This window comes from Actinacidiphila glaucinigra (assembly GCF_035918135.1).
Taxonomy (GTDB): Bacteria; Actinomycetota; Actinomycetes; order Streptomycetales; family Streptomycetaceae; genus Actinacidiphila; species Actinacidiphila glaucinigra.
In genome coordinates, this window is sequence record NZ_CP109144.1 from 4,866,155 (window position 1) to 4,890,179 (window position 24,025).

At 71.8% G+C, this 24,025-nt stretch carries 19 protein-coding genes and 4 tRNA genes; 14 read left to right on the forward strand and 9 right to left on the reverse strand.

What is annotated here, in order from left to right; translation table 11 throughout:
* Window positions 1–19: 19 nt before the first annotated feature.
* The 4 genes from purD (at window position 20) to OIE69_RS21820 (ending at window position 5,759) form a co-directional block, all read left to right on the forward strand.
* On the forward strand, window positions 20–1,270 hold the full coding sequence (purD, locus tag OIE69_RS21805) for a phosphoribosylamine--glycine ligase (RefSeq protein ID WP_326574064.1): 1,251 nt from the start codon (window positions 20–22) through the stop codon (window positions 1,268–1,270).
* A gap of 190 nt (window positions 1,271–1,460) precedes the next feature.
* Window positions 1,461–3,140, forward strand: coding sequence for a hypothetical protein (locus tag OIE69_RS21810; RefSeq protein WP_326574066.1), 1,680 nt, complete (start codon window positions 1,461–1,463; stop codon window positions 3,138–3,140).
* Window positions 3,141–3,245: 105 nt separating this feature from the next.
* A complete protein-coding gene (locus tag OIE69_RS21815) occupies window positions 3,246–4,793 on the forward strand; it encodes a N,N-dimethylformamidase beta subunit family domain-containing protein (protein WP_392567550.1) in 1,548 nt (515 codons plus the stop codon).
* A gap of 69 nt (window positions 4,794–4,862) precedes the next feature.
* Complete coding sequence (locus tag OIE69_RS21820) at window positions 4,863–5,759, forward strand: phosphoribosylaminoimidazolesuccinocarboxamide synthase (protein WP_326574068.1); 897 nt, start codon at window positions 4,863–4,865, stop codon at window positions 5,757–5,759.
* 176 nt (window positions 5,760–5,935) lie between these two features.
* On the opposite strand, the gene OIE69_RS21825 is transcribed toward OIE69_RS21820, so the two are convergent.
* The 4 genes from OIE69_RS21825 to OIE69_RS21840 form a co-directional block, all read right to left on the reverse strand.
* A tRNA-Gly gene (locus OIE69_RS21825) sits at window positions 5,936–6,008 on the reverse strand.
* Between the two features lie 404 nt (window positions 6,009–6,412).
* A tRNA-Gly gene (locus tag OIE69_RS21830) sits at window positions 6,413–6,485 on the reverse strand.
* A 45-nt stretch (window positions 6,486–6,530) separates the two neighbouring features.
* Window positions 6,531–6,602 (reverse strand) — tRNA-Gly (locus OIE69_RS21835).
* Window positions 6,603–6,744: 142 nt separating this feature from the next.
* Window positions 6,745–7,062: a histone-like nucleoid-structuring protein Lsr2 gene (locus OIE69_RS21840; RefSeq protein ID WP_089222640.1), complete on the reverse strand. Its 318-nt coding sequence runs from the start codon at window positions 7,060–7,062 to the stop codon at window positions 6,745–6,747.
* A gap of 261 nt (window positions 7,063–7,323) precedes the next feature.
* Here OIE69_RS21840 and purS point away from each other — a divergent pair, with 261 nt between their 5' ends.
* The 8 genes from purS (at window position 7,324) to purM (ending at window position 15,707) form a co-directional block, all read left to right on the forward strand.
* Window positions 7,324–7,569, forward strand: a complete 246-nt coding sequence (purS, locus tag OIE69_RS21845) for a phosphoribosylformylglycinamidine synthase subunit PurS (RefSeq protein WP_089222639.1) — start codon at window positions 7,324–7,326, stop codon at window positions 7,567–7,569.
* Complete coding sequence (gene purQ, locus OIE69_RS21850) at window positions 7,566–8,249, forward strand: phosphoribosylformylglycinamidine synthase subunit PurQ (RefSeq protein WP_326574073.1); 684 nt, start codon at window positions 7,566–7,568, stop codon at window positions 8,247–8,249. The genes purS and purQ overlap by 4 nt, the downstream gene beginning before the upstream one ends.
* A complete protein-coding gene (gene purL / locus OIE69_RS21855) occupies window positions 8,246–10,495 on the forward strand; it encodes a phosphoribosylformylglycinamidine synthase subunit PurL (protein ID WP_326574075.1) in 2,250 nt (749 codons plus the stop codon). The genes purQ and purL overlap by 4 nt, the downstream gene beginning before the upstream one ends.
* Window positions 10,496–10,592: 97 nt before the next feature.
* A complete protein-coding gene (locus OIE69_RS21860; RefSeq protein WP_326574077.1) occupies window positions 10,593–11,435 on the forward strand; it encodes a hypothetical protein in 843 nt (280 codons plus the stop codon).
* Window positions 11,436–11,496: 61 nt separating this feature from the next.
* Complete coding sequence (locus OIE69_RS21865; protein ID WP_018558397.1) at window positions 11,497–11,700, forward strand: DUF4177 domain-containing protein; 204 nt, start codon at window positions 11,497–11,499, stop codon at window positions 11,698–11,700.
* Window positions 11,701–11,745: 45 nt separating this feature from the next.
* Complete coding sequence (locus OIE69_RS21870; protein ID WP_326574080.1) at window positions 11,746–12,543, forward strand: maleylpyruvate isomerase family mycothiol-dependent enzyme; 798 nt, start codon at window positions 11,746–11,748, stop codon at window positions 12,541–12,543.
* Between the two features lie 550 nt (window positions 12,544–13,093).
* Complete coding sequence (gene purF, locus OIE69_RS21875; RefSeq protein WP_326574082.1) at window positions 13,094–14,611, forward strand: amidophosphoribosyltransferase; 1,518 nt, start codon at window positions 13,094–13,096, stop codon at window positions 14,609–14,611.
* A 28-nt stretch (window positions 14,612–14,639) separates the two neighbouring features.
* Window positions 14,640–15,707 (forward strand): phosphoribosylformylglycinamidine cyclo-ligase, encoded by a 1,068-nt coding sequence (gene purM / locus OIE69_RS21880; RefSeq protein WP_326574084.1) that lies wholly within the window; start codon window positions 14,640–14,642, stop codon window positions 15,705–15,707.
* A gap of 80 nt (window positions 15,708–15,787) precedes the next feature.
* On the opposite strand, the gene OIE69_RS21885 is transcribed toward purM, so the two are convergent.
* Complete coding sequence (locus OIE69_RS21885) at window positions 15,788–16,156, reverse strand: DUF3073 domain-containing protein (RefSeq protein ID WP_245938689.1); 369 nt, start codon at window positions 16,154–16,156, stop codon at window positions 15,788–15,790.
* 326 nt (window positions 16,157–16,482) lie between these two features.
* Window positions 16,483–17,589 carry a Leu/Phe/Val dehydrogenase gene (locus OIE69_RS21890; protein ID WP_326574088.1) on the reverse strand — a complete coding sequence of 369 codons (1,107 nt, stop codon included), beginning with the start codon at window positions 17,587–17,589 and terminating at the stop codon, window positions 16,483–16,485.
* A 139-nt stretch (window positions 17,590–17,728) separates the two neighbouring features.
* Here OIE69_RS21890 and OIE69_RS21895 point away from each other — a divergent pair, with 139 nt between their 5' ends.
* Together OIE69_RS21895 and bldC are read left to right on the forward strand one after the other, a co-directional pair.
* The gene (locus OIE69_RS21895; protein ID WP_326574090.1) at window positions 17,729–18,619 is read left to right on the forward strand and encodes a hypothetical protein; all 891 of its coding nucleotides are present in this window, start codon (window positions 17,729–17,731) and stop codon (window positions 18,617–18,619) included.
* Between the two features lie 484 nt (window positions 18,620–19,103).
* Window positions 19,104–19,310: a developmental transcriptional regulator BldC gene (gene bldC, locus OIE69_RS21900; protein WP_003949541.1), complete on the forward strand. Its 207-nt coding sequence runs from the start codon at window positions 19,104–19,106 to the stop codon at window positions 19,308–19,310.
* A gap of 263 nt (window positions 19,311–19,573) precedes the next feature.
* Here the strand turns inward: bldC and OIE69_RS21905 are convergent, their stop codons facing one another.
* The 3 genes from OIE69_RS21905 to hrpA all read right to left on the reverse strand — a co-directional run bounded on the left by OIE69_RS21905 (window position 19,574) and on the right by hrpA (window position 23,994).
* Complete coding sequence (locus OIE69_RS21905; RefSeq protein WP_326574762.1) at window positions 19,574–19,783, reverse strand: DUF6274 family protein; 210 nt, start codon at window positions 19,781–19,783, stop codon at window positions 19,574–19,576.
* A 137-nt stretch (window positions 19,784–19,920) separates the two neighbouring features.
* Window positions 19,921–19,995 (reverse strand) — tRNA-Asp (locus OIE69_RS21910).
* Between the two features lie 72 nt (window positions 19,996–20,067).
* Window positions 20,068–23,994, reverse strand: coding sequence for an ATP-dependent RNA helicase HrpA (gene hrpA, locus OIE69_RS21915; protein ID WP_326574764.1), 3,927 nt, complete (start codon window positions 23,992–23,994; stop codon window positions 20,068–20,070).
* Between the last annotated feature and the right edge of the window lie 31 nt (window positions 23,995–24,025).

Consider the following 24,025-nt stretch of genomic DNA (forward strand, 5'->3'; position numbering starts at 1 on the left):
AGCCGATACCCTGGGCACCGTGAACGTGCTTGTGATCGGCGGCGGAGCCCGCGAACACGCCCTGTGCCGTGCCCTTTCCCTCGACCCCGACGTGGAGTCGCTGCACTGCGCGCCCGGGAACGCCGGCATCGCCGAGGTGGCGGAGCTGCACGCGGTCGACGCCCTGGACGGCGCGGCCGTGGCGGATCTCGCCGAGCGGCTCGGCGCCGACTTCGTCGTGGTGGGCCCGGAGGCCCCCCTCGTGGCGGGTGTGGCCGACGCCGTGCGCGCCCGCGGCATCGACTGCTTCGGTCCGTCCGGGCAGGCCGCGGCCCTGGAGGGCTCGAAGGCTTTCGCCAAGGACGTGATGGCCGCGGCCGGCGTGCCGACCGCCCGTTCCTACGTGTGCACCACCCCCGCCGAGGTGGACGACGCGCTGGACGCCTTCGGCGCCCCGTACGTCGTGAAGGACGACGGCCTGGCCGCGGGCAAGGGCGTCGTGGTGACCGACGACCTGGAGGCCGCCCGGGCGCACGCCAACTCCTGCGAGCGCGTCGTCATCGAGGAGTACCTGGACGGCCCCGAGGTCTCGCTGTTCGCCGTCACCGACGGCGAGACCGTGGTCCCGCTGCAGCCCGCGCAGGACTTCAAGCGCGCCCAGGACGCCGACGAGGGTCCCAACACCGGCGGCATGGGCGCGTACAGCCCGCTGCCGTGGGCCGATCCGCGGCTGGTCGAGGAGGTGGAGCGCACGGTGCTCCAGCCGACCGTCGACGAGCTGCGCCGCCGGGGCACCCCGTTCGCCGGACTGCTGTACGCGGGGCTGGCGATCACCTCGCGCGGTGTGCGGGTGATCGAGTTCAACGCGCGCTTCGGCGACCCGGAGACCCAGGTCGTGCTCGCCCGGCTGAGGACCCCGCTGGCGGGCCTGCTGCGCGCCGCGGCGGCCGGCCGGCTGGCTGACTTCCCGCCGCTGCGCTGGAGCGACGGCGCCGCCGTGACGGTGGTCGTCGCCTCCGAGAACTACCCGGGCACCCCCCGCACCGGCGACCCGATCACGGGCCTGGACGAGGTCGCGGAGCGGGACGAGCACGCCTACGTGCTGCACGCGGGCACCAAGGCGGACGCGGAGGGCCGCGTGGTGAGCGCCGGCGGCCGCGTACTGTCCGTCACGGCCACCGGTGCCGATCTGGCCGAGGCCAGGGAGCGCGCCTACCGGGCGGTGGGACGTATCGGGCTGAAGGGCTCGCACCACCGTTCGGATATCGCAGAGAAGGCCGCCCAGGCCTGAATCAGCGGGCAAGGCCACTCCAAGGGGTGATGCCTTCGCCATCCTGCTGACGTGAGCCCCGAGCCCAACTACTGTGCCCGGCAAGCGCACTGTGGAACGCCGCTGTCACCGCACTATCGGCCCTACCGGCATTGCGGTGTCGGTGGGCGGTGCGACAGTGGGGGCATGCAGTCGCGTCAGCAGCTTGGGGGTGAGCACACCGTTGGCCGGGGAAGCAGGTGAGGGTCACGCGCGGTCACGCGCGCTCGCCGTTCTGCGCATCCGCAGCACCGCGCTGGCGGTCGCGCTGCTGCCCGCGGCGGTGGCGGTCGTACTGCTGGTCGGCGGCGCGACGGGCCGCATCGTCGGCGACGCGTCCGAGGTGCTGCGCCTGGCGGTGGTCGCGGGCGCGCTGCTCGTGCTGCTGCTCGCGGCCGGTGTCGCGGCGGTGATCGTACGGGCCAGGCCGGCGGTGAGCCCGACCGTGGCCGTCTCCGAGGCATCCGCCCCCGATCTGTACCGCATGGTGCGTGACCTGGCCGTTCGCCTGCAGGTGCCGGCCCCCTCCGCGATAGAGCTGACCCCGGACTGCGACAGCTGGCTGGAGGACCGCACCCACCGGCGGCGGCGCAGCGCGCCGTCCGAGGCGCCCACGCTGGTGATCGGCTCGCCGTTCATGTGGTGGATGCGGGTCGCGGAGCTGCGCGCCCTGCTCGCCCCGGTCGTGGCGGGCACGGGCCCGGCCGCCGATCCGGACATCGCGGCCGCCCGCCGCTTCGTGCGCGGCCTGGACGCCGCCGTCGGCGTGGCCACCGCCCCTCGGGAGCCCTCGGCGGTCGGCCTCGTGCGCCGTCCCGCGTACGGGTTCCTCGGCTGGGTCGCCAAGCTGCTGCTGCGCGGCTGCCGGGCGCACGCGGCGGAGATGGAGCGCGCGGTGGCCGCCTCCGCCTCCGAGCGGGCCCAGGCCGTCGACTACGGGCTCCGCATCGTCGCCCAGGAGCAGGTGGGGCTGGCCTACGCGGGGTGGGACCGGCTGCTGACCCGGGTCGCGCTGCCCGCCTGGCGCATGGGGCGCTGGCCGTCCCGCCTCGACGCGGGCGTGGTCGCGGCCCTGACCGAGCTGTCCCGGCGGGACCGGCTGGCCGAGGGCTTCGAGACCCGCCTCGGCGAGCGCCCGGCGTGCGACCTGCTGGAGGAGCCCGGCACGGTGGACGAGGCGGCCTCGCTGCTCGCCGCCCGGCTGTTCCACGGCGGCCCGCGACGGTCCGGGCCCGAGTGGGCGCCCGTCGGCTGGGACACCTATCCGCAGGAGGTCGTGGACCGCATCTGGCGCAGCGACGCCTCCCGCCTGGTCAGCGTCCTGGACGAGGTGCACGAGCCGGCGGGGGTCGCCGGGAGCCGGCGCATATCCGTGGCCTCCGGCGGGTCGAGGAGCGCGGTGGACGACTGCGACGAGCCGGGGCGTGCGACCCTGGCCCGGGTGCTGGAGCGGCTCTCCACGGGCGGCGGCGAGGAGCTGGCGGCCCGCATCACCCGGCACGTGGCCCGCGAGGAAGCCGTGCGCGAGGCGGCCGTGCGGGAGGAGTCCGCCGGCCAGGTCCCGCCCGAGGGCGCTTTCACGCCCGTCTACCATCTGCTCCCGCCGCGGACCGGCCGCGAGCTGCTCACCGACCACGTGACCGCGATGGTCTGCTGCGCCGCGGTGGACACCGCCGGCGCCGCCCCGGGCCTGGACTGGCTGGACGGACCGGCCCTGCTGGTCGGCGGGGTGCGCAAGGGAGACCTGGCCTGGCCCGTGCTCCGGCTCGTGGAGAACGGCGACGCCGCCCCGCTGCGCTCCTGGCTCAGTGCCGTGGGCGTACGCCCCGAGAAGCCGATACGGCTCATCTGACGGAAAATTGGCGGGGTTTGTCCGCCCCGGCGTGAAATCCTGGCGATAATTCACCACGAACAGTAACCAAGTCAGCGCATTCTGTGATGTGCTGGATGTGCGCACATGCACACCACCTCGGGGGACGACGAGGAGGGGACCATCGTGGTGAAGGAGCAGGTCCGCCGCTGGCAGTCCGGGGCACTGGCGCACGGGGTCACCGACCCCTTCGGGCAGGGCCCGGTGCCGTGGCTGCGTGGTGCGGAGCAGTATCTGGACGACACCGGCCAGGTCGTGCCCTGGTACGTCGACCTGGCGGCCAGCCGTGGGGAACCCGGGGGTTCCCCGGGCGACACCGTGGGGCGCACGCCCCGCGTACCCGGTCCGCGCGCGGCGGACGACGTGCGGTGCCAGGTCAAGGGCTTCGCGCCGGGCGCCTCCGTGGCCCCCGGCGACGCCATCGACTTCCGGATCACCGTCGACCCGCCGCAGAGCTTCGGCATCGACGTCTACCGGATCGGCCACTACGGCGGGGACGGCGCCGCCCAGTTCACGTCCAGCCCCCGGCTGTCCGGGATCGTCCAGCCCACACCGCTCGCGGCCGGGCGCACGGTCTCCTGCCACCACTGGTGGCAGTCCTGGCGGCTGCAGGTGCCCTCGTACTGGAAGCCCGGCGCGTATGTCGCCGTTCTCACCACCCAGGACGGCTACCGCAGCCACATCCCGTTCACCGTGCGCGACGACCGGCCGGCCGATCTGCTCCTGCTGCTGCCCGACGTCACCTGGCAGGCGTACAACCTCTACCCCGAGGACGGCCGAACGGGCGCGAGCCTGTACCACGCGTGGGACGAGAAGGGCCGCCTGCTGGGCGAGGAGGAGGCCGCGGTCACCGTCTCCTTCGACCGCCCGTACGCGGGCGCGGGGCTCCCGCTGCACGTCGGCCACGCCTACGACTTCATCCGCTGGGCCGAGCGCTACGGCTACGACCTGGCCTACGCCGACGCCCGCGACCTGCACGCGGGGCGGATCGATCCTTCGCGCTACCGGGGCATGGTCTTCCCCGGTCACGACGAGTACTGGACGGTCCCCATGCGGCGCGCCGTCGAGGCGGCCCGGGACGGCGGCACCTCCCTGGTCTTCCTGTCCGCCAACACCATGTACTGGCAGACCGAGCTCGGCCCCTCCCCGTCCGGCGACCCCGACCGGTTGCTCAGCTGCCGCAAGCGCCGCGGCCACCCGCCGGGCCGCAGCGCCCTGTGGCGCGACATGGGCGAGCCCGAACAGCTGCTGATCGGCGTGCAGTACGCCGGCCGGGTGCCCGAACCGTCCCCGCTGGTGGTGCGGAACGCCGGCCACTGGCTGTGGGAGGCCACCGGCGCCGAGGAGGGCGACGAGATCCCCGGCCTGGTCGCGGGCGAGGCGGACCGTTACTTCCCGCGCACACCGCTGCCGGACTACATGGAGCGGATCCTGCTCGCGCACTCCCCGTACGAGGACTCGGCGGGCCGCCGAGCGCACCAGGAGACCTCCCTGTACCGGGCGCCCGGCGGGGCCCTGGTCTTCGCCTCCGGCACCTTCGCCTGGTCCCCGGCGCTGGACCGCCCGGGCCACGTCGACCCCCGTGTCCAGCGCGCCACCGCCAACCTCCTGGACCACATCTGCAAGCACGGCTGACCCCGCGTCGCGCCCGCAGGGCACCGGTACGGGAGAATCGGGAACCGAACCACCGATCGGGGAGGACCCATGTCCGGATTCGTCCACAAGCCCGAGCCCGCGCAAGTACCGGGCCTGGTGCACCTGCACACCGGCAAGGTGCGCGAGCTGTACCAGAACGAGGCAGGGGAGCTGGTGATGGTCGCCAGTGACCGGATGTCCGCGTACGACTGGGTGCTGCCCACCGAGATCCCGGACAAGGGCCGCGTCCTGACCCGGTTGTCGTTGTGGTGGTTCGACCAGATCGCCGACCTGGTGCCGCACCATGTGCTGTCCACCGAGCTCCCCGAAGGCGCCCCCGCCGAATGGGAGGGGCGGACGACGATCTGCAAGCCGCTGGACATGATCCCCGTCGAGTGCGTCGCGCGCGGCTACCTGGCCGGCTCCGGGCTGCTCGAGTACGACACCGACCGCACGGTGTGCGGGGTGACCCTCCCCGAGGGCCTGGTGGACGGCTCGGAGCTGCCCGCGCCGATCTTCACCCCGGCCACCAAGGCCGAGGTGGGCGAGCACGACGAGAACGTCAGCTACGAGGAGGTCGCCCGCCGGGTCGGCGCCGACACCGCGGCGCAGCTGCGCCAGAGCACCCTCGCGGTCTACGGCCGGGCCCGGGACATCGCCCGCGAGCGCGGCATCCTCCTGGCGGACACCAAGTTCGAGTTCGGCTTCGACGGTGAGGTGCTCACCATCGCCGACGAGGTGCTGACCCCGGACTCGTCGCGCTTCTGGCCCGCCGACCTGTGGGAGCCGGGCCACGCCCAGCCCTCCTACGACAAGCAGTTCGTCCGCGACTGGCTGACCTCCGCCGAGTCCGGCTGGGACCGCCGCAGCGAGCAGCCCCCGCCGCCCCTGCCGGAGCAGGTGGTGGAGCAGACCCGCGCCAAGTACATCGAGGCGTACGAGCGGCTCACCGGCCTCAGCTGGTAGCCCACCCGCGGCCCGCGTGCCCGCCGTTTCTCTCCGTGCGGCGGGCGTGCGGTGGGCGTGCGGTGGGGACGCCGTGGGGACGCGACAGGCATGCGCGGGCCGCACCGACGCCGAACGGCCCAGCCGTCCCAGGAACACCGAAGGCCCCGGTCGTCACGACCGGGGCCTTCCCGTTGAGCGGACGACGAGGCTCGAACTCGCGACCTCAACCTTGGCAAGGTTGCGCTCTACCAACTGAGCTACGTCCGCCTGCTCCGCGCGTTCCCGTGCGGTGCGTCATCCACTATAGCCAACGCGCGGGGCCTTGGGCACACACCACGGCACGGCGGGTTGCCCGCGTCGTGTCCCGCGGTGCCCGCGACGGGCGCACCGCGCGGGCCAGGGCCCCTTCGCGGGCCGACGGGCGGCCGTCGCCGCGTTCGCCGGCGGACGCCAACTCCGGTTCCACGGAGTGCCGCAGGGCCGCCTGCGGCACGCTCGGACGCCCGGGCGGGGCCGGCCCCGGAGCACGGCAGGGGCGCCGCGTCGCGGCGATCACCGCCCGCCGGAGGGGAGTTCGGATGTCCGCCCTGTGGGCACCGTCACACCGCCGGCGCCGGCCGGGAAAACGAAGAGGACCCCGGTCGATGATTCGACCGGGGTCCTCTTTCAAGAGCGGACGACGAGATTCGAACTCGCGACCCTCACCTTGGCAAGGTGATGCTCTACCAACTGAGCCACGTCCGCACGGCGACTACTGTACCCGATCCTCAGGATCGGTCGAGCAATCAGAGCGGGTGACAGGGATCGCACACTGCGCCTTCCCCCTGGAAGAGGGATGTTCTGCTACTGAACTACACCCGCGTGGCCCGGGAGCCCGGCCTTTCGGCCTGCCCTCGGCGTGCTCCAAACTCTAGCGGATCAACGGGGGTCGCTGTCCAATCGCTTCTTCCGGGTGATTCCCGGGCGGCGCCCCCGCCTTCGCGCCGGGGCGCCGCCCGGTGGATCACCCGGCCTCGGCGTACGCCTCGTAGAGCTTCTTGGGGATGCGGCCGCGCGGCGGCACGTCGAAGCCCCGGGAGAGCGCCCAGGCGCGCACGGCGGCCGGGTCGGGGGCGAGCGAGGTGTGCTTGAAGGCCTTGCCGAGCCGGCTGCGGCGGCGGCCCGCCTCGACGTAGGGCGCGAGGGCCTCGCGGAGCTTCTCGGCGTTGCCGGCGGACAGGTCGATCTCGTACGACTTGCCGTCGAGGCCGAAAGAGACCGTTTCCGCCGCTTCACCGCCGTCGAGGTCGTCGGAGAGCGTGACCACTACGCGCTGCGCCATGGATGCCGGTCCTTTCAATGGAGAAGGCCTGGGGCCTGCGTTGGCCCCGTTGTTGTATCGAAACCTCAGGGCCGGGGTCAATGCTTTTCCATTTACCGGTCCGGTCTTTTTCGCCGCAACCGCTCGGCCAATTCCTCCGGACGTCCCGGAGGCAATCCGGCCGACGGATATACCGTGACCATCCTGGAATATCTACCCGCGTAGATTTCTCGGCGGGGTACGGTGGTGACATCTCACCGCAGCACACCACCGGGAGTGACCGTGGCACGCGTCGTAGTCGACGTCATGCTCAAGCCGGAGATCCTCGACCCCCAGGGCCAGGCGGTGCAGCGCGCGCTGCCGCGTCTTGGGTTCGAGGGAATCGCCGACGTCCGCCAGGGCAAGCGTTTTGAGCTCGAACTGGAGGGGCCGGTCGACGACGCCGCCCTCGCCCGTATCCGCGAGATGGCCGAGACCTTCCTCGCCAACACCGTGATCGAGGACTTCACCGTGAAGGTGGAGTCGTGACCGCACGTATCGGTGTCGTCACCTTCCCCGGGACGCTCGACGACCGGGACACCCAGCGCGCGGTCCGCGTCGCCGGCGCCGAACCGGTGCCGCTGTGGCACCGTGACAAGGATCTCCACCAGGTGGACGCCGTCGTCCTGCCCGGTGGATTCAGTTACGGCGACTATCTCCGGGCCGGGGCGATTTCCCGCTTCTCGCCCGTGATGGAGTCGATCATCGCCGGTGCCAGGGACGGCCTTCCGGTCCTCGGTATCTGCAACGGCTTCCAGGTGCTCACCGAGACGCATCTGCTGCCGGGCGCGATGCTGCGCAACAATCACCTGCACTTCATCTGCAGGGACCAGAAGCTGCGCGTCGAGAACAACTCGACCTCCTGGACCGCCGATTACGAGCAGGGCCAGGAGATCAGCATCCCGCTGAAGAACATCGACGGCCGCTACGTCGCCGACGAGCGCGTCCTCGACGAGCTGGAGGCGGAGGGCCGTGTGGTGTTCCGCTACGCGGACTGGAACCCCAATGGCTCGCTCCGGGACATCGCCGGCATCACCAACGCCGCGGGCAATGTCGTGGGCCTCATGCCGCATCCCGAGCACGCCGTCGAGTCGCTGATCGGGACCGGCCGCACCGACGGCCTCGGATTCTTCACCTCGATCCTCAAGAAGCTGGTTCACGCGTCATGACACTCGATTCCGTGAAGCACGCCACCGAGACTCCGGACACCGAGCAGCCGTGGGCCGAACTCGGCCTGAAGCAGGACGAGTACGAGCGCATCCGGGAGATCCTCGGCCGCCGTCCCACCGGTGCCGAGCTCGCCATGTACTCCGTCATGTGGTCCGAGCACTGCTCGTACAAGAGCAGCAAGATCCACCTGCGCCAGTTCGGCGAGAAGGCCCCCGCCAACGACGCGCTGCTGGTCGGCATCGGTGAGAACGCCGGTGTCGTGGACGTCGGCCAGGGCTACGCGGTCACCTTCAAGGTCGAGTCGCACAACCACCCCTCGTACATCGAGCCCTACCAGGGCGCGGCCACCGGCGTCGGCGGCATCGTCCGCGACATCCTCGCCATGGGCGCCCGCCCGGTCGCCGTCATGGACCCGCTGCGCTTCGGCGCGCCGGACCACCCCGACACCAAGCGCGTCCTGCCGGGCGTCGTCGCGGGCGTCGGCGGCTACGGCAACTGCCTGGGCCTGCCCAACATCGGCGGCGAGGTCGTCTTCGACGCCTGCTACCAGGGCAACCCGCTGGTCAACGCCCTGTGCGTCGGTGTGATGAAGCACGAGGACATCCACCTGGCCAAGGCCTCCGGGGCCGGCAACAAGGTCATCCTCTACGGCGCCCGCACCGGCGGCGACGGCATCGGCGGCGTCTCCGTGCTCGCGTCCGAGACCTTCTCCGACACCGGCCCGACCAAGCGCCCCGCCGTCCAGGTCGGCGACCCCTTCCAGGAGAAGCTGCTCATCGAGTGCACCCTGGAGATCTTCAAGGAGAAGCTGGTCGCCGGCATCCAGGACCTCGGCGGCGCCGGCCTGTCCTGCGCCACCTCCGAGCTGGCCTCGGCCGGCTCCGGCGGCATGCGGGTCGAGCTGGACACCGTGCCGCTGCGCGACGCGACGCTCTCGCCGGAGGAGATCCTCATGAGCGAGTCGCAGGAGCGCATGTGCGCGATCGTCGAGCCGCGGTACGTCGACCGCTTCCTGGAGATCTGCGAGAAGTGGGATGTGATCGCCACCGTCATCGGTGAGGTCACCGACGGCGACCGGCTGGAGATCTTCTGGCACGGCGAGCAGATCGTCGACGTCCCGCCGCGCACCGTCGCCCACGAGGGCCCGGTGTACGAGCGCCCCTACGCCCGCCCCGCGTGGCAGGACGCGCTCCAGGCCGACGACGCCAACAAGCTGCCGCGCCCGGGGTCCGCCGAGGAGCTGCGGGCCCAGGTCCTGACCCTGGTCGCCCACCCCAACCAGGCCTCCAAGTCGTGGATCACCGACCAGTACGACCGCTTCGTGCAGGGCAACACCGTGCTGGCGCAGCCGGAGGACTCCGGCATGATCCGCATCGACGAGGACACCAACCTCGGCGTCGCGGTCGCCACCGACGGCAACGGCCGCTACGCCAAGCTCGACCCGTACACCGGCGCGCAGCTGGCGCTCGCGGAGGCGTACCGCAACGTCGCCACCACCGGCGCCAAGCCGCTGGCGGTCTCGGACTGCCTCAACTTCGGCTCGCCCGAGGACCCGGCCGCGATGTGGCAGTTCGCCGAGGCCTGCCGCGGCCTCGCCGACGGCTGCCTGGAGCTGGGCACGCCGGTCACCGGCGGCAACGTCTCGCTCTACAACCAGACCGGTGACGTCGCCATCCACCCGACGCCCGTCGTGGCGGTGCTCGGCGTGATCGACGACGTCACGCGCCGCACCCCGGTCGCCTTCAAGGACCAGGGCCAGCTGCTCTACCTGCTGGGCGACACCAAGGAGGAGCTGGGCGGCTCCGCCTGGTCCCAGGCGGTCCACGACCACCTCGGCGGACTGCCGCCGGCGGTGGACCTGGAGCGGGAGAAGCTGCTCGGCGAGATCCTCATCTCGGCCTCCCGGGACGGCATGGTCGACGCGGCCCACGACCTGTCGGACGGCGGGCTCGTCCAGGTCGTCGTCGAGTCCTGCCTGCGCGGCGGCAACGGCGCGCGGCTGGTCGTGCCGGACGGCCTCGACCCGTTCGTGTTCCTGTTCTCGGAGTCGGCGGGCCGGGCGGTCGTCTCGGTGCCGCGCAGCGAGGAGCTCCGCTTCACCGACATGTGCGGTGCGCGCGGTCTGCCCGCGACGCGGATCGGTGTCGTCGACGGCGACGCGGTCGAGCTCCAGGGCGAGTTCAGCATCGGCCTGGACGAGCTCCGCACGGCTCACGAGGACACGATCCCGGCCCTGCTGGCCTGATCCGTCCGCCCTCCGCACGCGCCCCCGTGCCGCCAGGCGCGGGGGCCGCGTTGCCGGCGCCCTGACCGCGCCGCGGTCTTGGCCTCATACTCCAGGCGTGAGCGAGCGCGATACCCCCGGCGAACTGCCCCGGTGGCGCAGCCGTGACGCCACGCGCTGGGCGGCGTGCCGCCCCGCCGCGTGGGCCCGCCCGCGCTGGGGGGCCCTGGCACTCGTGGCGGCCGCCGCCTCCGCCGCCGTGGCGGCCCCGGAGGCCTTCGGGGCGGCGCACTACGGGCTGGCCGCCGTCCAGTTGTACTGGCTCCGCAGACTGCCCGGACTCACCCTCGTGACGGCCCCGGTGCTTGCCGCACTCCTGGTCTGGCGGGTGGAACCGCAGGCCGCCGTCCCCGCCGTCGCCGCGCTGCTGCTGTGCTGGTGCGGGGCCCGGCACCGTACGGGGGTCCACCGCCGGCAGCGGCTGCTCGCCGCGAACGCCGCCCGGGGCGTACGGCTTCCGCTCCCCGAGCCCCTCCCGCGGCTGCGCCGAGGTCTGGCCACCATCGCCCTCGGATCGCTGTTGTGCGCGGCCGCCGTTCCGACGCCGACCCGCCTGCCGGCACTGGCCGGCGGTGCGCTGCTCGCGGTGGGCGTGGTGGCCCGGGTGCGGGCGGGCGCCCTGCGGCGCGGCGCGCAGCCGGTGCTGCGCGTGCTGACCCGGGAGGACGAGGACGGCCGTACGTGGGTGTTCGCGGCCGACGACCACGCGGGCCGCAGGGCGCTGTTCTCCTGCCCGGTGGACCCCGAACCCGAGCCGCCGTCCGGGTCCCGCGGCGAGGCGCTGCGGCCCTCCCTGCTGTTCGGGACGCCGTGCGAGGGCGCCGAACTGGTGCTGCTGTCCGCCGACTCCGAGGACGGCACCCTCGTCGACCGGGCGGCGGGGCCGGTCCGCCCCGCATAGCCCGCGACCGGCGGTACTACTGTGCGTTCCGCAACCACCGGTACGACAAGAGGTGTCAACGATGCACGAGTACAAGGTCGTCAGCTTCCGCGAGTCGCTGATAGGCGACGCCATCGACGACGACAAGCTGGAGAAGACGCTGAACAAGCACGCCGAGGACGGCTGGCAGCTGAAGGCGATCACCTCGGCCGACGTCAAGGGCCGCATCGGCCCGGGCGCCGTGCAGGGGCTGCTGCTCACCTTCGAGCGCCCGCGCCAGGCCTGATCGCCGGGTCGGGGTGCGGGCCGGGCCGGCGCGTAGGCTGCGGGCATGCCGCCCGCCGCCCGCAAGGCCCGCACCTACGACCCCGCCAGGACCCGCGCCGCGCTCACCGCGCAGGTCGGCCACGTCCTGGGGGCCGCCCGCGGACTGACGGAGGATCAGCTGTCCGCGCCCTCCGGGCTGCCGGGGTGGGACGTGCACGCGCTGGTCGTGCACGTCGCCCGGCAGGTGGAGACCGTCGCCCGAGTGGTGACCGCGCCCGCCCCGGCGAGGGCGGACCTCGACCTCACCACGTGGGCCCGCTCGGCTGCGTGCGTCGCCGGCCCGCCCGCCGCCGGCGCCGGCGAGGCCGCCGCGGAGGGCGCCGACGCGGCCGCCCGGCTCGCGGAGGCCGCCCAGGGGCTCGCGGGGGTGCTCGACGAGGCGGTGGCGCCCGAGCGCCTGGTGGCCGTCCCGCCCGGCGCGATGCGGTCCTCGGACTTCCTGGTGACCCGGCTCGTCGAACTGGTCGTCCACAGCGACGACCTCGCCCGGGCGACGGGTATGCCCGTCCCCCTGGAACGGCAGGCCGTCGCCGCCGTCGTACGGCTCCTCGCGGACACCCTCGCCGTCGCGGTGCCCGGCAACTCCGTCGAGGTCCGCGTCCCGCCGTACGCGGCCGTGCAGTGCGTGCCCGGGCCCCGCCACACCCGGGGCACCCCGCCCAACGTCGTCGAGACGGACCCGCTGACCTGGATCCGCCTCGCCACCGGCCGTACGTCCTGGGCCGACGCCCTCGCCTCCGCCGCGGTCTCCGCGAGCGGCGAGCGCGCCGACCTGGCCCCGTACCTCCCCTTGCGGGGCTGAGGCGGCCCCGGCGCCCGCATGACGCGTCGGTGCCGCCGGTGGCTCCGGTGGCGGTGCTCGACGCGGTCGTCCCCGGCGGGTGGGACCCGGTGTGCGCGGTGGCGCCGCCCTGCGTGCCGATGCGGCTGCACGCGCTCGGCGCGCTCGGCTTCCGCGTCCCCGTGGCCCGGCTGTCCGTGCTGTCCGTGCTGTCCGAGGCTGCGCCGGTGCCGATTCCCCTGCCGCTGCTCCGGATGACCGATCCCGCCTCCTGGGCCGCGGACGCCGGCTGGGCGGCCTGTCGTATCGCCGCCGGTTCCGCCGTCACCCGCGTACCCGGCACGTCCCCCCCGGGCCGCTGTGAGCGGGGTCGCCCGCACCCCGCGCGCCCGGCCGGTCGCGCGCCGCGACATGGGCCCTGCTGGGCCGATCGCCGTGCCCCGCGACCCCGGACCGCGTCCCTAGACCAAGGTCACATGCCCAAGCGCCCCATGGGTTTACGCGCATAGAACGCGCTTTTGTCGGGTTCCCCCGTTCGGACGACGCCGGAACCTGCCCTAGACTCGGTGCCGTGCCACGTGGTGACGGACGACTCAACCACGACCTGCTCCCCGGCGAGAAGGGCCCCCAGGACGCTTGCGGCGTCTTCGGTGTCTGGGCCCCCGGCGAAGAGGTCGCCAAACTCACCTACTTCGGGCTGTACGCCCTGCAGCACCGCGGACAGGAGTCCGCGGGCATCGCAGTGAGCAACGGCTCCCAGATCCTGGTCTTCAAGGACATGGGCCTTGTGTCCCAGGTCTTCGACGAGACCTCCCTCGGCTCCTTGCAGGGCCACATCGCGGTCGGGCATGCCCGTTACTCGACCACCGGCGCGTCGGTCTGGGAGAACGCCCAGCCCACCTTCCGCGCCACGGCCAGCGGCTCCATCGCGCTCGGCCACAACGGGAACCTGGTCAACACCGTCGAGCTGGCCGAGATGGTCGCCGCGCTGCCGCAGGGCAACGGCCGGGCGACCAGGGTCGCGGCGACGAACGACACCGACCTGGTCACGGCGCTGCTCGCCGGGCAGGTGGACGAGGACGGCAAGCCGCTGTCCGTCGAGGACGCCGCCCGCAAGGTGCTGCCCGAGGTCCAGGGCGCCTTCAGCCTGGTCTTCATGGACGAGCACACGCTCTACGCCGCCCGTGACCCGCAGGGCATCCGCCCGCTGGTGCTGGGCCGCCTGGAGCGCGGCTGGGTCGTCGCGTCGGAGACCGCCGCGCTGGACATCGTGGGTGCGAGCTTCATCCGCGAGATCGAGCCCGGCGAGCTGATCGCCGTCGACGAGAACGGGCTGCGCGCCTCCCGCTTCGCCGACGCCCGCCCCAAGGGCTGCGTCTTCGAGTACGTGTACCTCGCCCGCCCCGACACCGACATCGCGGGCCGCAACGTCTACCTCTCCCGGGTCGAGATGGGCCGCCGGCTGGCCAAGGAGGCCCCGGTCGAGGCCGACCTGGTGATACCGACCCCGGAGTCCGGCACGCCGGCCGCGGTCGGGTACGCCGAGGAGAGCGGTATCCCGTACGGCTCGGGCCTGGTGAAGAACTCGTACGTGGGCCGGACCTTCATCCAGCCCTCGCAGACCATCCGGCAGCTGGGCATCCGTCTGAAGCTGAACCCGCTCAAGGAGGTCATCCGGGGCAAGCGCCTGGTGGTCGTGGACGACTCGATCGTCCGCGGCAACACCCAGCGCGCGCTGGTCCGGATGCTCCGCGAGGCCGGTGCCGCGGAGGTCCACATCCGGATCTCCTCGCCGCCGATCAAGTGGCCCTGCTTCTTCGGCATCGACTTCGCCACCCGCGCGGAGCTGATCGCCAACGGCCTGTCGGTCGACGAGATCTGCAAGTCCCTGGACGCGGACTCGCTGTCGTACATCTCGCTCGACGCGATGGTCGAGGCGACCACGATCGCCAAGCCCAACCTCTGCCGGGCCTGCTTCGACGGCGAGTACCCGATGGAGCTGCCGGACCCCGAGCTGCTCGGCAAGCACCTTCTGGAGACCGAGCTGGCCGGCGGCCCCGACGCGGCCGACGCGCTCCGTCGCCCGTAAGCATTCGACGCAAGGACACAACACAGCCATGTCCGAGAACACCGGTGCCAGCTACGCCGCGGCGGGAGTCGACATCGAGGCGGGCGACCGCGCGGTCGAGCTGATGAAGGAATGGGTGGGCAAGGCCACCCGCCCAGAGGTCGTGGGCGGTCTCGGCGGTTTCGCCGGGCTCTTCGACGCCTCCGCGCTCAAGCGGTACGAGCGGCCCCTGCTGGCCTCCGCCACCGACGGCGTGGGCACCAAGGTAGACGTCGCCCGGCGCATGGGGGTCTACGACACCATCGGCCACGACCTCGTCGGCATGGTCGTCGACGACCTGGTCGTGTGCGGCGCCGAGCCGCTCTTCATGACCGACTACATCTGCGTCGGCAAGGTCTTCCCGGACCGGGTCGCGGCCATCGTCAAGGGCATCGCCGAGGGCTGTGTGCTCGCCGGCTGCGCCCTGGTCGGCGGCGAGACGGCCGAGCACCCGGGCCTGCTGGGCGAGGACGAGTTCGACGTCGCCGGCGCCGGTACGGGCGTGGTCGAGGCCGACCGGCTGCTGGGCGCGGATCGCATCCGTAAGGGTGACGTCGTGATCGCCATGGCGTCCTCCGGTCTTCACTCCAACGGGTACTCGCTCGTCCGGCACGTGCTCTTCGACCGGGCCGGCTGGGCGCTGGACCGGGAGGTGCCCGAGTTCGGACGCACCCTCGGCGAGGAGCTGCTGGAGCCGACCCGCATCTACTCGCTGGACTGCCTGGCGCTGACCCGTACGACCGAGGTGCACGGCTTCTCGCACGTCACCGGCGGCGGTCTGGCCAACAACCTGGCCCGGGTCGTCCCGGACCACCTGCACGCCACGGTGGACCGTTCGACGTGGACGCCGGGCGCGGTGTTCGGCACGGTCGGCGAGCTCGGCGGCGTGGAGCGGCTGGAGCTGGAGAAGACCCTGAACATGGGCGTCGGCATGGTCGCCGTGGTGCCCGAGGGCTCGGTGGACGTGGCGCTGACGACGCTGGCCGACCGGGGCCTCGAGGCCTGGGTGGCCGGCGGGATCGTGGAGCGCGGCGAGCACGCCGAGGCCGTCGAGCTGACCGGGGACTACGCGGGCTGACCGGCCCGGAGCAGCACAAAGCCCGGTCCGGACGGTGCCCGGACCGGGTCAGTGGTCAAGCTGGAACGGAATGTGCTGCGTCAAGCGCGACGGCGTTGTGATGAGGACTGGGACTCGTCGTCCTCGTCGTCGTCCTCGTCGTCGCCGTAGAGATCCGCGTACCGTGCGTACGGGTCGTCTTCCAGCTCGTCGTCATCGTCGTCTTCCTGTACCTCCGGATTGACCGGCAGTGTCGACGATGCGCCCAGCTCTTCGGCCAGACGTGAAAGGTCCGTACCGCCGCTGTTGTACTTCAGCTGGCGGGCGACCTTCGTCTGCTTGGCCTTGGCCCGGCCGCGCCCCATTGGCTCGACCCCCTCAACGGTGGGGCTCGACGGCCCCGAGTCTTGACACGCGTTCACGATGTGGAACGGGCCCTCGGATGAGAGTCCCGGTCCGTAGGACTTCAACGGTACCTGCTTCCGAGGCCGCACGGTACGTCGCCCGCACGACGCGCGTCGGAGCAGGGGCCGTCGATGGCCCCGTCCTGGCTGGTCAGTCGCGATTTTACCTTCTTCCGCCACGGTCTGGCTGCCGGGGCGTGGTAACGGTCGGATGTCCGGCCCGCCGTCCTCGTCGCGGAGGCCCGCCGGGAGCCGCCCCGACACGCGAGGACGCGCGCACACCGTACGTCGGGAGCGCCCCGCGGGTGTCCGCTTTGTGATGTAAGACACGCCCCTTCACGCACGTACGGGGGCGTGCCGGAGGGGCCGCGGACGTGCCGCGGCCCCGTGGGTCACGGGCGCAGCCAGCTGTCCGCCGGGGTGCGCTCGGCCATGCGCTGCTCGGCCAGGCGGTCGGCGGCGGCGGCCGGCGGGATGCCGTCGGCCGCGGCGCGCTCGAAGATGGCGAGCGTGGTGTCGAAGATCTTCGTCGCCTTGGCGCGGGCCCGGTCGAAGTCGAAGCCGTTGAGCTCGTCCGCGACCTGGATCACGCCGCCGGCGTTCACGACGTAGTCGGGCGCGTACAGGATGCCGCGGTCGGCCAGGTCCTTCTCGACGCCCGGGTGGGCGAGTTGGTTGTTGGCCGCGCCGCAGACGATCGAGGCGGTGAGGGCCGGCACGGAGTCGTCGTTCAGGGCGCCGCCGAGCGCGCAGGGCGCGTACACGTCCAGTGGCGTGCGGACCAGGACGTCAGCGTCGGAGACGGCGGTTACCCCGGGGTGACGGGAGATGATCCGGTCGACGGCCTCGCCGCGAACATCGGTGATCACCACCTCGGCGCCGTCCTTGAGCAGGTGCTCCACCAGGTGGTGGCCGACCTTGCCGACGCCGGCCACGCCGACCCTGCGGCCGCGCAGCGTGGGGTCGCCCCACTTGGCCTGGGCGGAGGCGCGCATGCCCTGGAAGACGCCCCAGGCGGTCAGCACGGAGGAGTCGCCGGCGCCGCCGTTCTCGGGCGAGCGGCCGGTGGTCCACTGCGGGGCGGTGCGGGAGACCACGTCCATGTCGGCCACGTAGGTGCCGACGTCGCAGGCCGTGACGTAGCGGCCGCCGAGCGAGGCGACGAAGCGGCCGTAGGCCAGCAGCAGCTCCTCGGACTTGTCCATGTCCGGGTCGCCGATGATGACGGCCTTGCCGCCGCCGAGGTCGAGGCCGGCCAGCGCGTTCTTGTACGACATGCCGCGGGCGAGGTTGAGCGCGTCCTCGACCGCCGCCTCGTCGGAGGAGTACGCGTGGAAGCGGGTGCCGCCGAGGGCCGGGCCCAGGGCGGTGGAGTGGATCGCGATGACGGCCTTGAGGCCACTGGCGCGGTCCTGGCACAAGACGACCTGCTCGTGACCGCCCTGCTCCGATCGGAACAGCGTGGAGACGATGCCGGGTGTCTGACGTACGTCGGTCACTGTGGTGACTCCCGAATGTCCAGAGGTCGCCCTCCGGGTGGGTGGGGGAGGGCCGGTCGGCAGAAGACTAGAACCACCCGGCCCTGAACATCTTCCCAGTGTCGTGGATCACTCCCCGTGCCGGAAGCGACGTGGGACGATGCCAGGGCGCGGAAGCCGTCACGAGGGAGCGGGTGTGGGCTTGTCATCGGTGCTGGTCCCGTACGCGGCGTATCTGCGGGTGTACGAGCCGCTGGCGGCCTTCCCGGAGCCCGACCGCGGCTACTGGTACCGGTACGCCGCCCAGGGCGCGCAGCGGACCGCACAGGACGAACTGCGCCAGTCGCTGGCCGGCCTGCTCTCGGTCCCGCCCCTCGCCGTCCCGGTCCGGGAGAGCGGCGAGGCCTTCGTCGCCGTCGTGGACGGCGTGACCCACGTCTGCCCCTGGCGCACCCGTTTGCGCGGCTGGCTGGCCCTGTCCGAACTGGTCGAGGAGTTCCCCGTCCCCGTGGTGGACGCGGTGCTGCCCAGGGCCGCGCGCGAGCAGGCGGAGGCCGACTTCGCGGCGTGGCGGGCGGAGAAGCCCGAGAACGCCGACGCCCGGCCCTGGATCCGCGGGGCGACATGGCACGTTCCGGTGCGCTGGTTCACGCTGTTCGACGATTCCGAGCGGGAGTACGAACCCGCCGGCGCGGGCGAGTCCAAGCAGCCGGTGATGCGTTACCGGACGCCGATGGTGCAGGCCCGCCGGCGGACGGCCCGGGCGCTGCGGGTGCTCAAGGATTCACTCGAAGAGGGACCTTTGATCGACGGCCTGGTAGATGTAGGGCGTTGGCTCGAGGAGTTCCACCCGCGGTCCCTGGTCGAACTCGACTACGGGGGGCTCGTCCACGCCATCGCCCCGGACTCCCTCGCGGGGGACCGGTCCGCCGCCGACGTGGCGGACGCGTTGGCGGCGCTGCGGGACGAGGACGGCACCAGGGCCGGCGAGGCGTACGAGCGGCTCACCGACCGGTGGCGGGCCGTCCGGGAGCTCCAGTACGCGAGTTGAGAGTCCGTCGGGAGCCGGCCGAGGGCGGAGGGACTTTGGTCCTGAGTCCGGCCGACCGGTACCTTTGGCCTAAGCGTGACCTAAAGCACGTTTAGGGGTCTTGCCCTCATCCCCACCCCCCATGACAATATGGGACATCGGGTCCGGAAGGACCTCTTTCCGCTCGCTCTGAGTGGAATGTCCGGTATTGCATCCCCTTGAGGTGGGGCTGTGGCTCGTGGGTTGGCTGTGACTGATCGTCACTCAGGTGTGACTGTCCGTTATGGCCCGGTCCATCGGCTTCCGTCGAGCTTAGACACCTCAGAGGGCAAATCCATCGGTTTGGCCGACACGGCTGGACAGATGGTGTAGTTGTAGTGCCAAGGACAAGCCGTTCGTCCTATTACCGACTCGGCCCGCGTCCGCCATTTCGGGCAACGCGGGTCAAGGTGCAGAATTTAGAGGAAAGAACCGTGTTGGTTCGGTTCTCTCGAGGAGGCCGCTCATGACCGCTCGCACCCCTGATGCCGAGCCGCTGCTGACCCCCGCTGAGGTCGCCACGATGTTCCGCGTGGACCCGAAGACGGTCACGCGCTGGGCCAAGGCTGGCAAGCTCACGTCCATCCGCACGCTCGGCGGGCACCGCCGCTACCGCGAGGCGGAGGTCCGTGCACTGCTCGCGGGCATTCCGCAGCAGCGCAGCGAGGCCTGACCTGAACAAACGGACGTCCACGCGGGGCCCCCAACCCGCCACGACGTCCGCTCCGAAGGGTCCCTGCCCCCATCAGGGAAGCCCGTAGGAACGTTGATCGCATCGGAGTCCGCCGGCTCCGGTGCGATCTTTTTTGTGCGTGTGATGTGTCCGTGTTGTGAGGGCTGGGCCCTCTGTCATGAGTGCAATTGCACATATTAAATTGACGGTCCCACAGGAGGCCCCAAGTTCCCTCAGAGTCAGAACTTTTCACGTGACTCCCGTCACATGCCGGAGTCTTGTTCCTCTCCGCTCTCCTGCGGTAGTGGGACGGCCGCGCGCCGCAGCGCCAGCCGCATCAGCCGGTGGCACACCGGGCAGTGCCGGGTGAGGTGCCGGCGCCCGCCCCCCGCCGCGGCCGCCAGGTGCGCGCGCAGCAGTGCCCGCGTCACGTCCCGGGGCATCGGGCCCGGTTCCCTCGGCGTCGCGCTCATGTGCCAGGCGTACCACGCGGGAACGGGCGGAACCAGGGGACCGGCCCCCTCCGCAACCGCATCCCGGCCACGACGGCCGCCACGCGCACAGCAAGAAGGCCCGCGTCCTTCGCTGGACGCGGGCCTTGCATTTGCTGCGGTCCTGACGGGATTTGAACCCGCGGCCTCCACCTTGACAGGGTGGCGAGCACTCCAAACTGCTCCACAGGACCAGGCTTCGCGGCCGTTGTTCCTTGGCCGCGAGGAAGACTGTACAGCAGGTCAGAGGGTGATTGCGAACCCGATCAGCCCCAGGCTTCGTCGAGGGCCTTGAAGATGCGTTTGTCCGATACCGGGAACGCCGTGCCGAGGGCGTGCGCGAAGTAGCTGACCCGCAGTTCCTCGATCATCCAGCGGATGTCGCGCACCCGTTCGGGAACGGGCCGCCCGGCCGGCTGGGCGGCCAGCAGCTCGGCGTACTCGGTCTGGATCTCCCGGACCTTCTCCATGCGCGTGGTGTCCCGCTGGACGCCCGTGGGCATCTGCTGCAGCCGCCGGTCGACGGCCACCAGGTACCGGAGCAGGTCCGGCAGCCGGCGCACCCCCGTGGCGGCCACGAAACCGGGCCCCACGAGGGCTCCCAGCTGCTCCTTGACGTCCGCCAGGTTCGCCACCAGGGCGAGGCTCTGGGTGGCCTTCAGACGGCGCTCACAGGCCTGCCAGGCGGCCAGCACCTGGCGCACCTGGGCGACCGTCCTGACCGTCAGCTCGACGAGGTCGGCACGCACCGAGTCGTACAGCTTGCGGAAGGACTCCTCGTCCCAGGCGGGGCCGCCGTGCTCGGCCATGAGCCGGTCGGCGGCCGCGGTGACGCAGTCGTCGAACAGGGCGTTCACCGAGCCGTGCGGGCTGCGCGACAGCGCGAGCTTGTCCTGGTTGGACAGCCGGTCCGCGGCGAACTTCGCCGGGTTGGCGGGCACGTTCAGCAGGATCAGCCGGCGGGTGCCGCGCCACATCGCCGCGGCCTGCTCGGCCTCGGTGTCGAAGAGCTGCACACCCACGCTCTCGCCCTCGTCGACCAGCGCCGGGTACGCCTTGACGGGCTGCCCGGACCGCCGCGTCTCGAAGGTGCGCGCCAGGGTGCCCACCGTCCACTGCCTCAGCCCCGTGCGGCGCTCGATGCCGATGGAACCCGCGGCGTCGAAGGCCTTGCTGATCGCGGCCTTGGTCTTCGGCCGCAGCTGCAGCTTCAGCGCCTCCAGGTCCTTGTCCTCGGCGAGCTTGCGCCGGCGCTCGTCGGTCACCCGGAAGGTGATCTTCAGATGGTCCGGGACCTTGGCGAGGTCGAAGTCCTCGGCGGTGACGGGCACGCCCACCATCCGCTGCAGTTCGCGGGCGAGCGTCTCGGGAAGGGGATCCTGCACGGGCACGACCCGGTCCAGGAAGGCCTTCGCGTAGTTCGGCGCCGGCACGTAGTGGCGGCGGATCGCCTTGGGCAGCGAGCGGATCAGCTCGGTGACGACGTCCTCGCGCAGGCCCGGGATCTGCCAGTCGAAGCCGTCCGGGGTCACCTGGTTGAGCACCTGCAGCGGGATGTGGACGGTCACGCCGTCCGCGTCCGCGCCCGGCTCGAACTGGTACGTCACGCGGAGCTTGAGCTTCCCCTGACGCCACGAGTCGGGGTAGTCGTCCTTGGTGACGGCCTCGGCGTTCTCGTTGATCAGCATGGACTGCTCGAAGTTGAGCAGCTCCGGCTCGTCGCGGCGCTTGTGCTTCCACCACGAGTCGAAGTGCGCGCCCGACACCACGTGTTCGGGGACCAGGCGGTCGTAGAAGTCGAAGAGCGTCTCGTCGTCGACGAGGATGTCGCGGCGCCGCGCCCGGTGCTCCAGCTCCTCCACCTCGGCCAGCAGCTTCCGGTTGTCGTGGAAGAACTGGTGGTGGGTGCGCCAGTCGCCCTCGACGAGCGCGTTGCGGATGAACAGCTCGCGGCTGGTCTCCGGGTCGATCTTCCCGTAGTTGACCTTGCGGTCGGCGACGATCGGCACGCCGTACAGCGTCACCTTCTCCAGCGCCACGACCGCCGCCTGGTCCTTCTCCCAGTGCGGCTCGCTGTAGGAGCGCTTCACCAGGTGCTGGGCGAGCGGCTCGATCCACTCGGGCTCGATGCGGGAGTTGACCCGCGCCCACAGCCGTGAGGTCTCCACCAGCTCGGCGGACATGATCCACCGCGGCGGCTTCTTGAACAGCGACGAGCCGGGGAAGACGGCGAACTTGGCGCTGCGGGCGCCCAGATACTCGTTCTTGCTGTCGGTGTCCTTCAGGCCGACGTGCGACAGCAGGCCCGCCAGCAGGGACTGGTGGACGTGCTGGGCGTCGACCTCGTGGTCGCCCTCGGCGAGGTGGATGCCCATCGTCTTGGCGACCGTGCGCAGCTGGCTGTAGATGTCCTGCCACTCGCGGATGCGCAGGTAGTTCAGATACTCCGTGCGGCACATCCGGCGGAAGGCCGAGGAGGACAGCGCCTTCTGCTGGTCGCGGACGTAGCGCCACAGATTGAGCAGCGCCATGAAGTCGCTGGTCTCGTCGGCGAAGCGGCGGTGCTTCTCGTCGGCCTGCTGCTGCTTGTCCTGGGGACGTTCGCGCGGGTCCTGGATCGACAGCGCGGACGCGATCACCATGACCTCGCGCACGACGCCGTTGCGCTCCGCCTCCAGCACCATGCGGGCCAGCCGCGGGTCCACCGGCAGCTGGGAGAGCTTGCGGCCGGTCTGGGTGAGCTTCTGCCCGTCGAGGGCACCCAGCTCCTGGAGCAGCTGCACGCCGTCCTTGATGTTCCGGGCGTCCGGGGGGTCGATGAAGGGGAAGCGGGCGATGTCGCCGAGGCCGGCGGCGGTCATCTGCAGGATGACGGAGGCCAGGTTGGTCCGGAGGATCTCGGCGTCGGTGAACTCCGGGCGGGACAGGAAGTCGTCCTCGGAGTACAGCCGCACGCAGATGCCGTCCGCGAGCCGGCCGCAGCGGCCCTTGCGCTGGTTGGCGCTCGCCTGGCTGATCGGCTCGATCGGCAGCCGCTGCACCTTGGTGCGGTGGCTGTAGCGGGAGATGCGGGCCATCCCCGTGTCGATCACGTAGCGGATGCCCGGGACGGTGAGCGAGGTCTCCGCGACATTGGTGGCCAGCACGATGCGGCGGCCCGTGCCGCGCTGGAAGACCCGGTGCTGCTCGGCGGAGGACAGCCGCGCGTACAGCGGCAGGACCTCGGTGAGGCGCAACTGCCTCTTGTTCAGGGCGTCGGCGGTGTCGCGGATCTCCCGCTCGCCGGAGAGGAAGACCAGGATGTCGCCCGGGCCCTCGGCCTGGAGCTCGTCCACCGCGTCGCAGATCGCGGTGATCTGGTCGCGGTCGGCTTCGTCGGCGTCCCCGTCTCCTTCCGCCAGCAGCGGGCGGTAGCGCACCTCGACCGGATACGTACGCCCGCTGACCTCGACGATCGGGGCGTCGCCGAAGTGCCGGGAGAAGCGCTCCGGGTCGATGGTGGCGGAGGTGATCACGACCTTGAGGTCGGGGCGGCGGGGCAGCAGCTGGGCGAGGTAGCCCAGGATGAAGTCGATGTTGAGGCTGCGCTCGTGCGCCTCGTCGATGATGATCGTGTCGTACTGCTGCAGCTCGCGGTCGGTCTGGATCTCGGCCAGCATGATGCCGTCGGTCATCAGCTTGACCAGCGTGTTGTCGCCGACCTGGTCGGTGAAGCGGACCTTCCAGCCCACCGCCTCGCCGAGCGGGGTGTGCAGCTCCTCCGCCACCCGCTCGGCCACCGTGCGGGCTGCGATCCGGCGGGGCTGGGTGTGGCCGATCAGGCCGCGGACGCCGCGGCCCAGCTCCAGGCAGATCTTGGGGATCTGCGTGGTCTTCCCGGAACCGGTCTCGCCGGCGACGATCACGACCTGGTGGTCGCGGATCGCCGCGAGGATCTCGTCCTTCTTCCGGCTGACCGGCAGCTGCTCCGGGTAGCTGATCGCGGGTATGGCGGTGCGCCGCGCCTCGACCTTCAGCGCGGCCTTGTCGAGCTCCGCCCCGATCTCGGTCAGCACGGCCGAGCGGGCCTCGGGCTTGCGGATGCGGCGTGCGCCGTCCAGGCGACGGCCGAGGCGCTGCGCGTCGCGCAGGGAGACCTCGGCCAGTCGTGCGCCGAGCTCGCCGAATGCGGGGGAGGGGGGCTGCGTAGACATACGCGTTCCAGCATCGCATCCGCCGCGCCCC

Excerpts from the sequence above, each read along its gene's own strand:
- OIE69_RS21815 (WP_392567550.1), top strand. The coding sequence starts at position 3,246 with ATGCACACCACCTCGGGGGACGACGAGGAGGGGACCATCGTGGTGAAG.
- OIE69_RS21820 (WP_326574068.1), top strand. The coding sequence starts at position 4,863 with ATGTCCGGATTCGTCCACAAGCCCGAGCCCGCGCAAGTACCGGGCCTG.
- OIE69_RS21840 (WP_089222640.1), bottom strand. The coding sequence starts at position 7,062 with ATGGCGCAGCGCGTAGTGGTCACGCTCTCCGACGACCTCGACGGCGGT.
- purL (WP_326574075.1), top strand. The coding sequence starts at position 8,246 with ATGACACTCGATTCCGTGAAGCACGCCACCGAGACTCCGGACACCGAG.
- OIE69_RS21865 (WP_018558397.1), top strand. The coding sequence starts at position 11,497 with ATGCACGAGTACAAGGTCGTCAGCTTCCGCGAGTCGCTGATAGGCGAC.
- OIE69_RS21870 (WP_326574080.1), top strand. The coding sequence starts at position 11,746 with ATGCCGCCCGCCGCCCGCAAGGCCCGCACCTACGACCCCGCCAGGACC.
- purM (WP_326574084.1), top strand. The coding sequence starts at position 14,640 with ATGTCCGAGAACACCGGTGCCAGCTACGCCGCGGCGGGAGTCGACATC.
- OIE69_RS21895 (WP_326574090.1), top strand. The coding sequence starts at position 17,729 with ATGCCAGGGCGCGGAAGCCGTCACGAGGGAGCGGGTGTGGGCTTGTCA.
- bldC (WP_003949541.1), top strand. The coding sequence starts at position 19,104 with ATGACCGCTCGCACCCCTGATGCCGAGCCGCTGCTGACCCCCGCTGAG.
- OIE69_RS21905 (WP_326574762.1), bottom strand. The coding sequence starts at position 19,783 with ATGAGCGCGACGCCGAGGGAACCGGGCCCGATGCCCCGGGACGTGACG.
- hrpA (WP_326574764.1), bottom strand. The coding sequence starts at position 23,994 with ATGTCTACGCAGCCCCCCTCCCCCGCATTCGGCGAGCTCGGCGCACGA.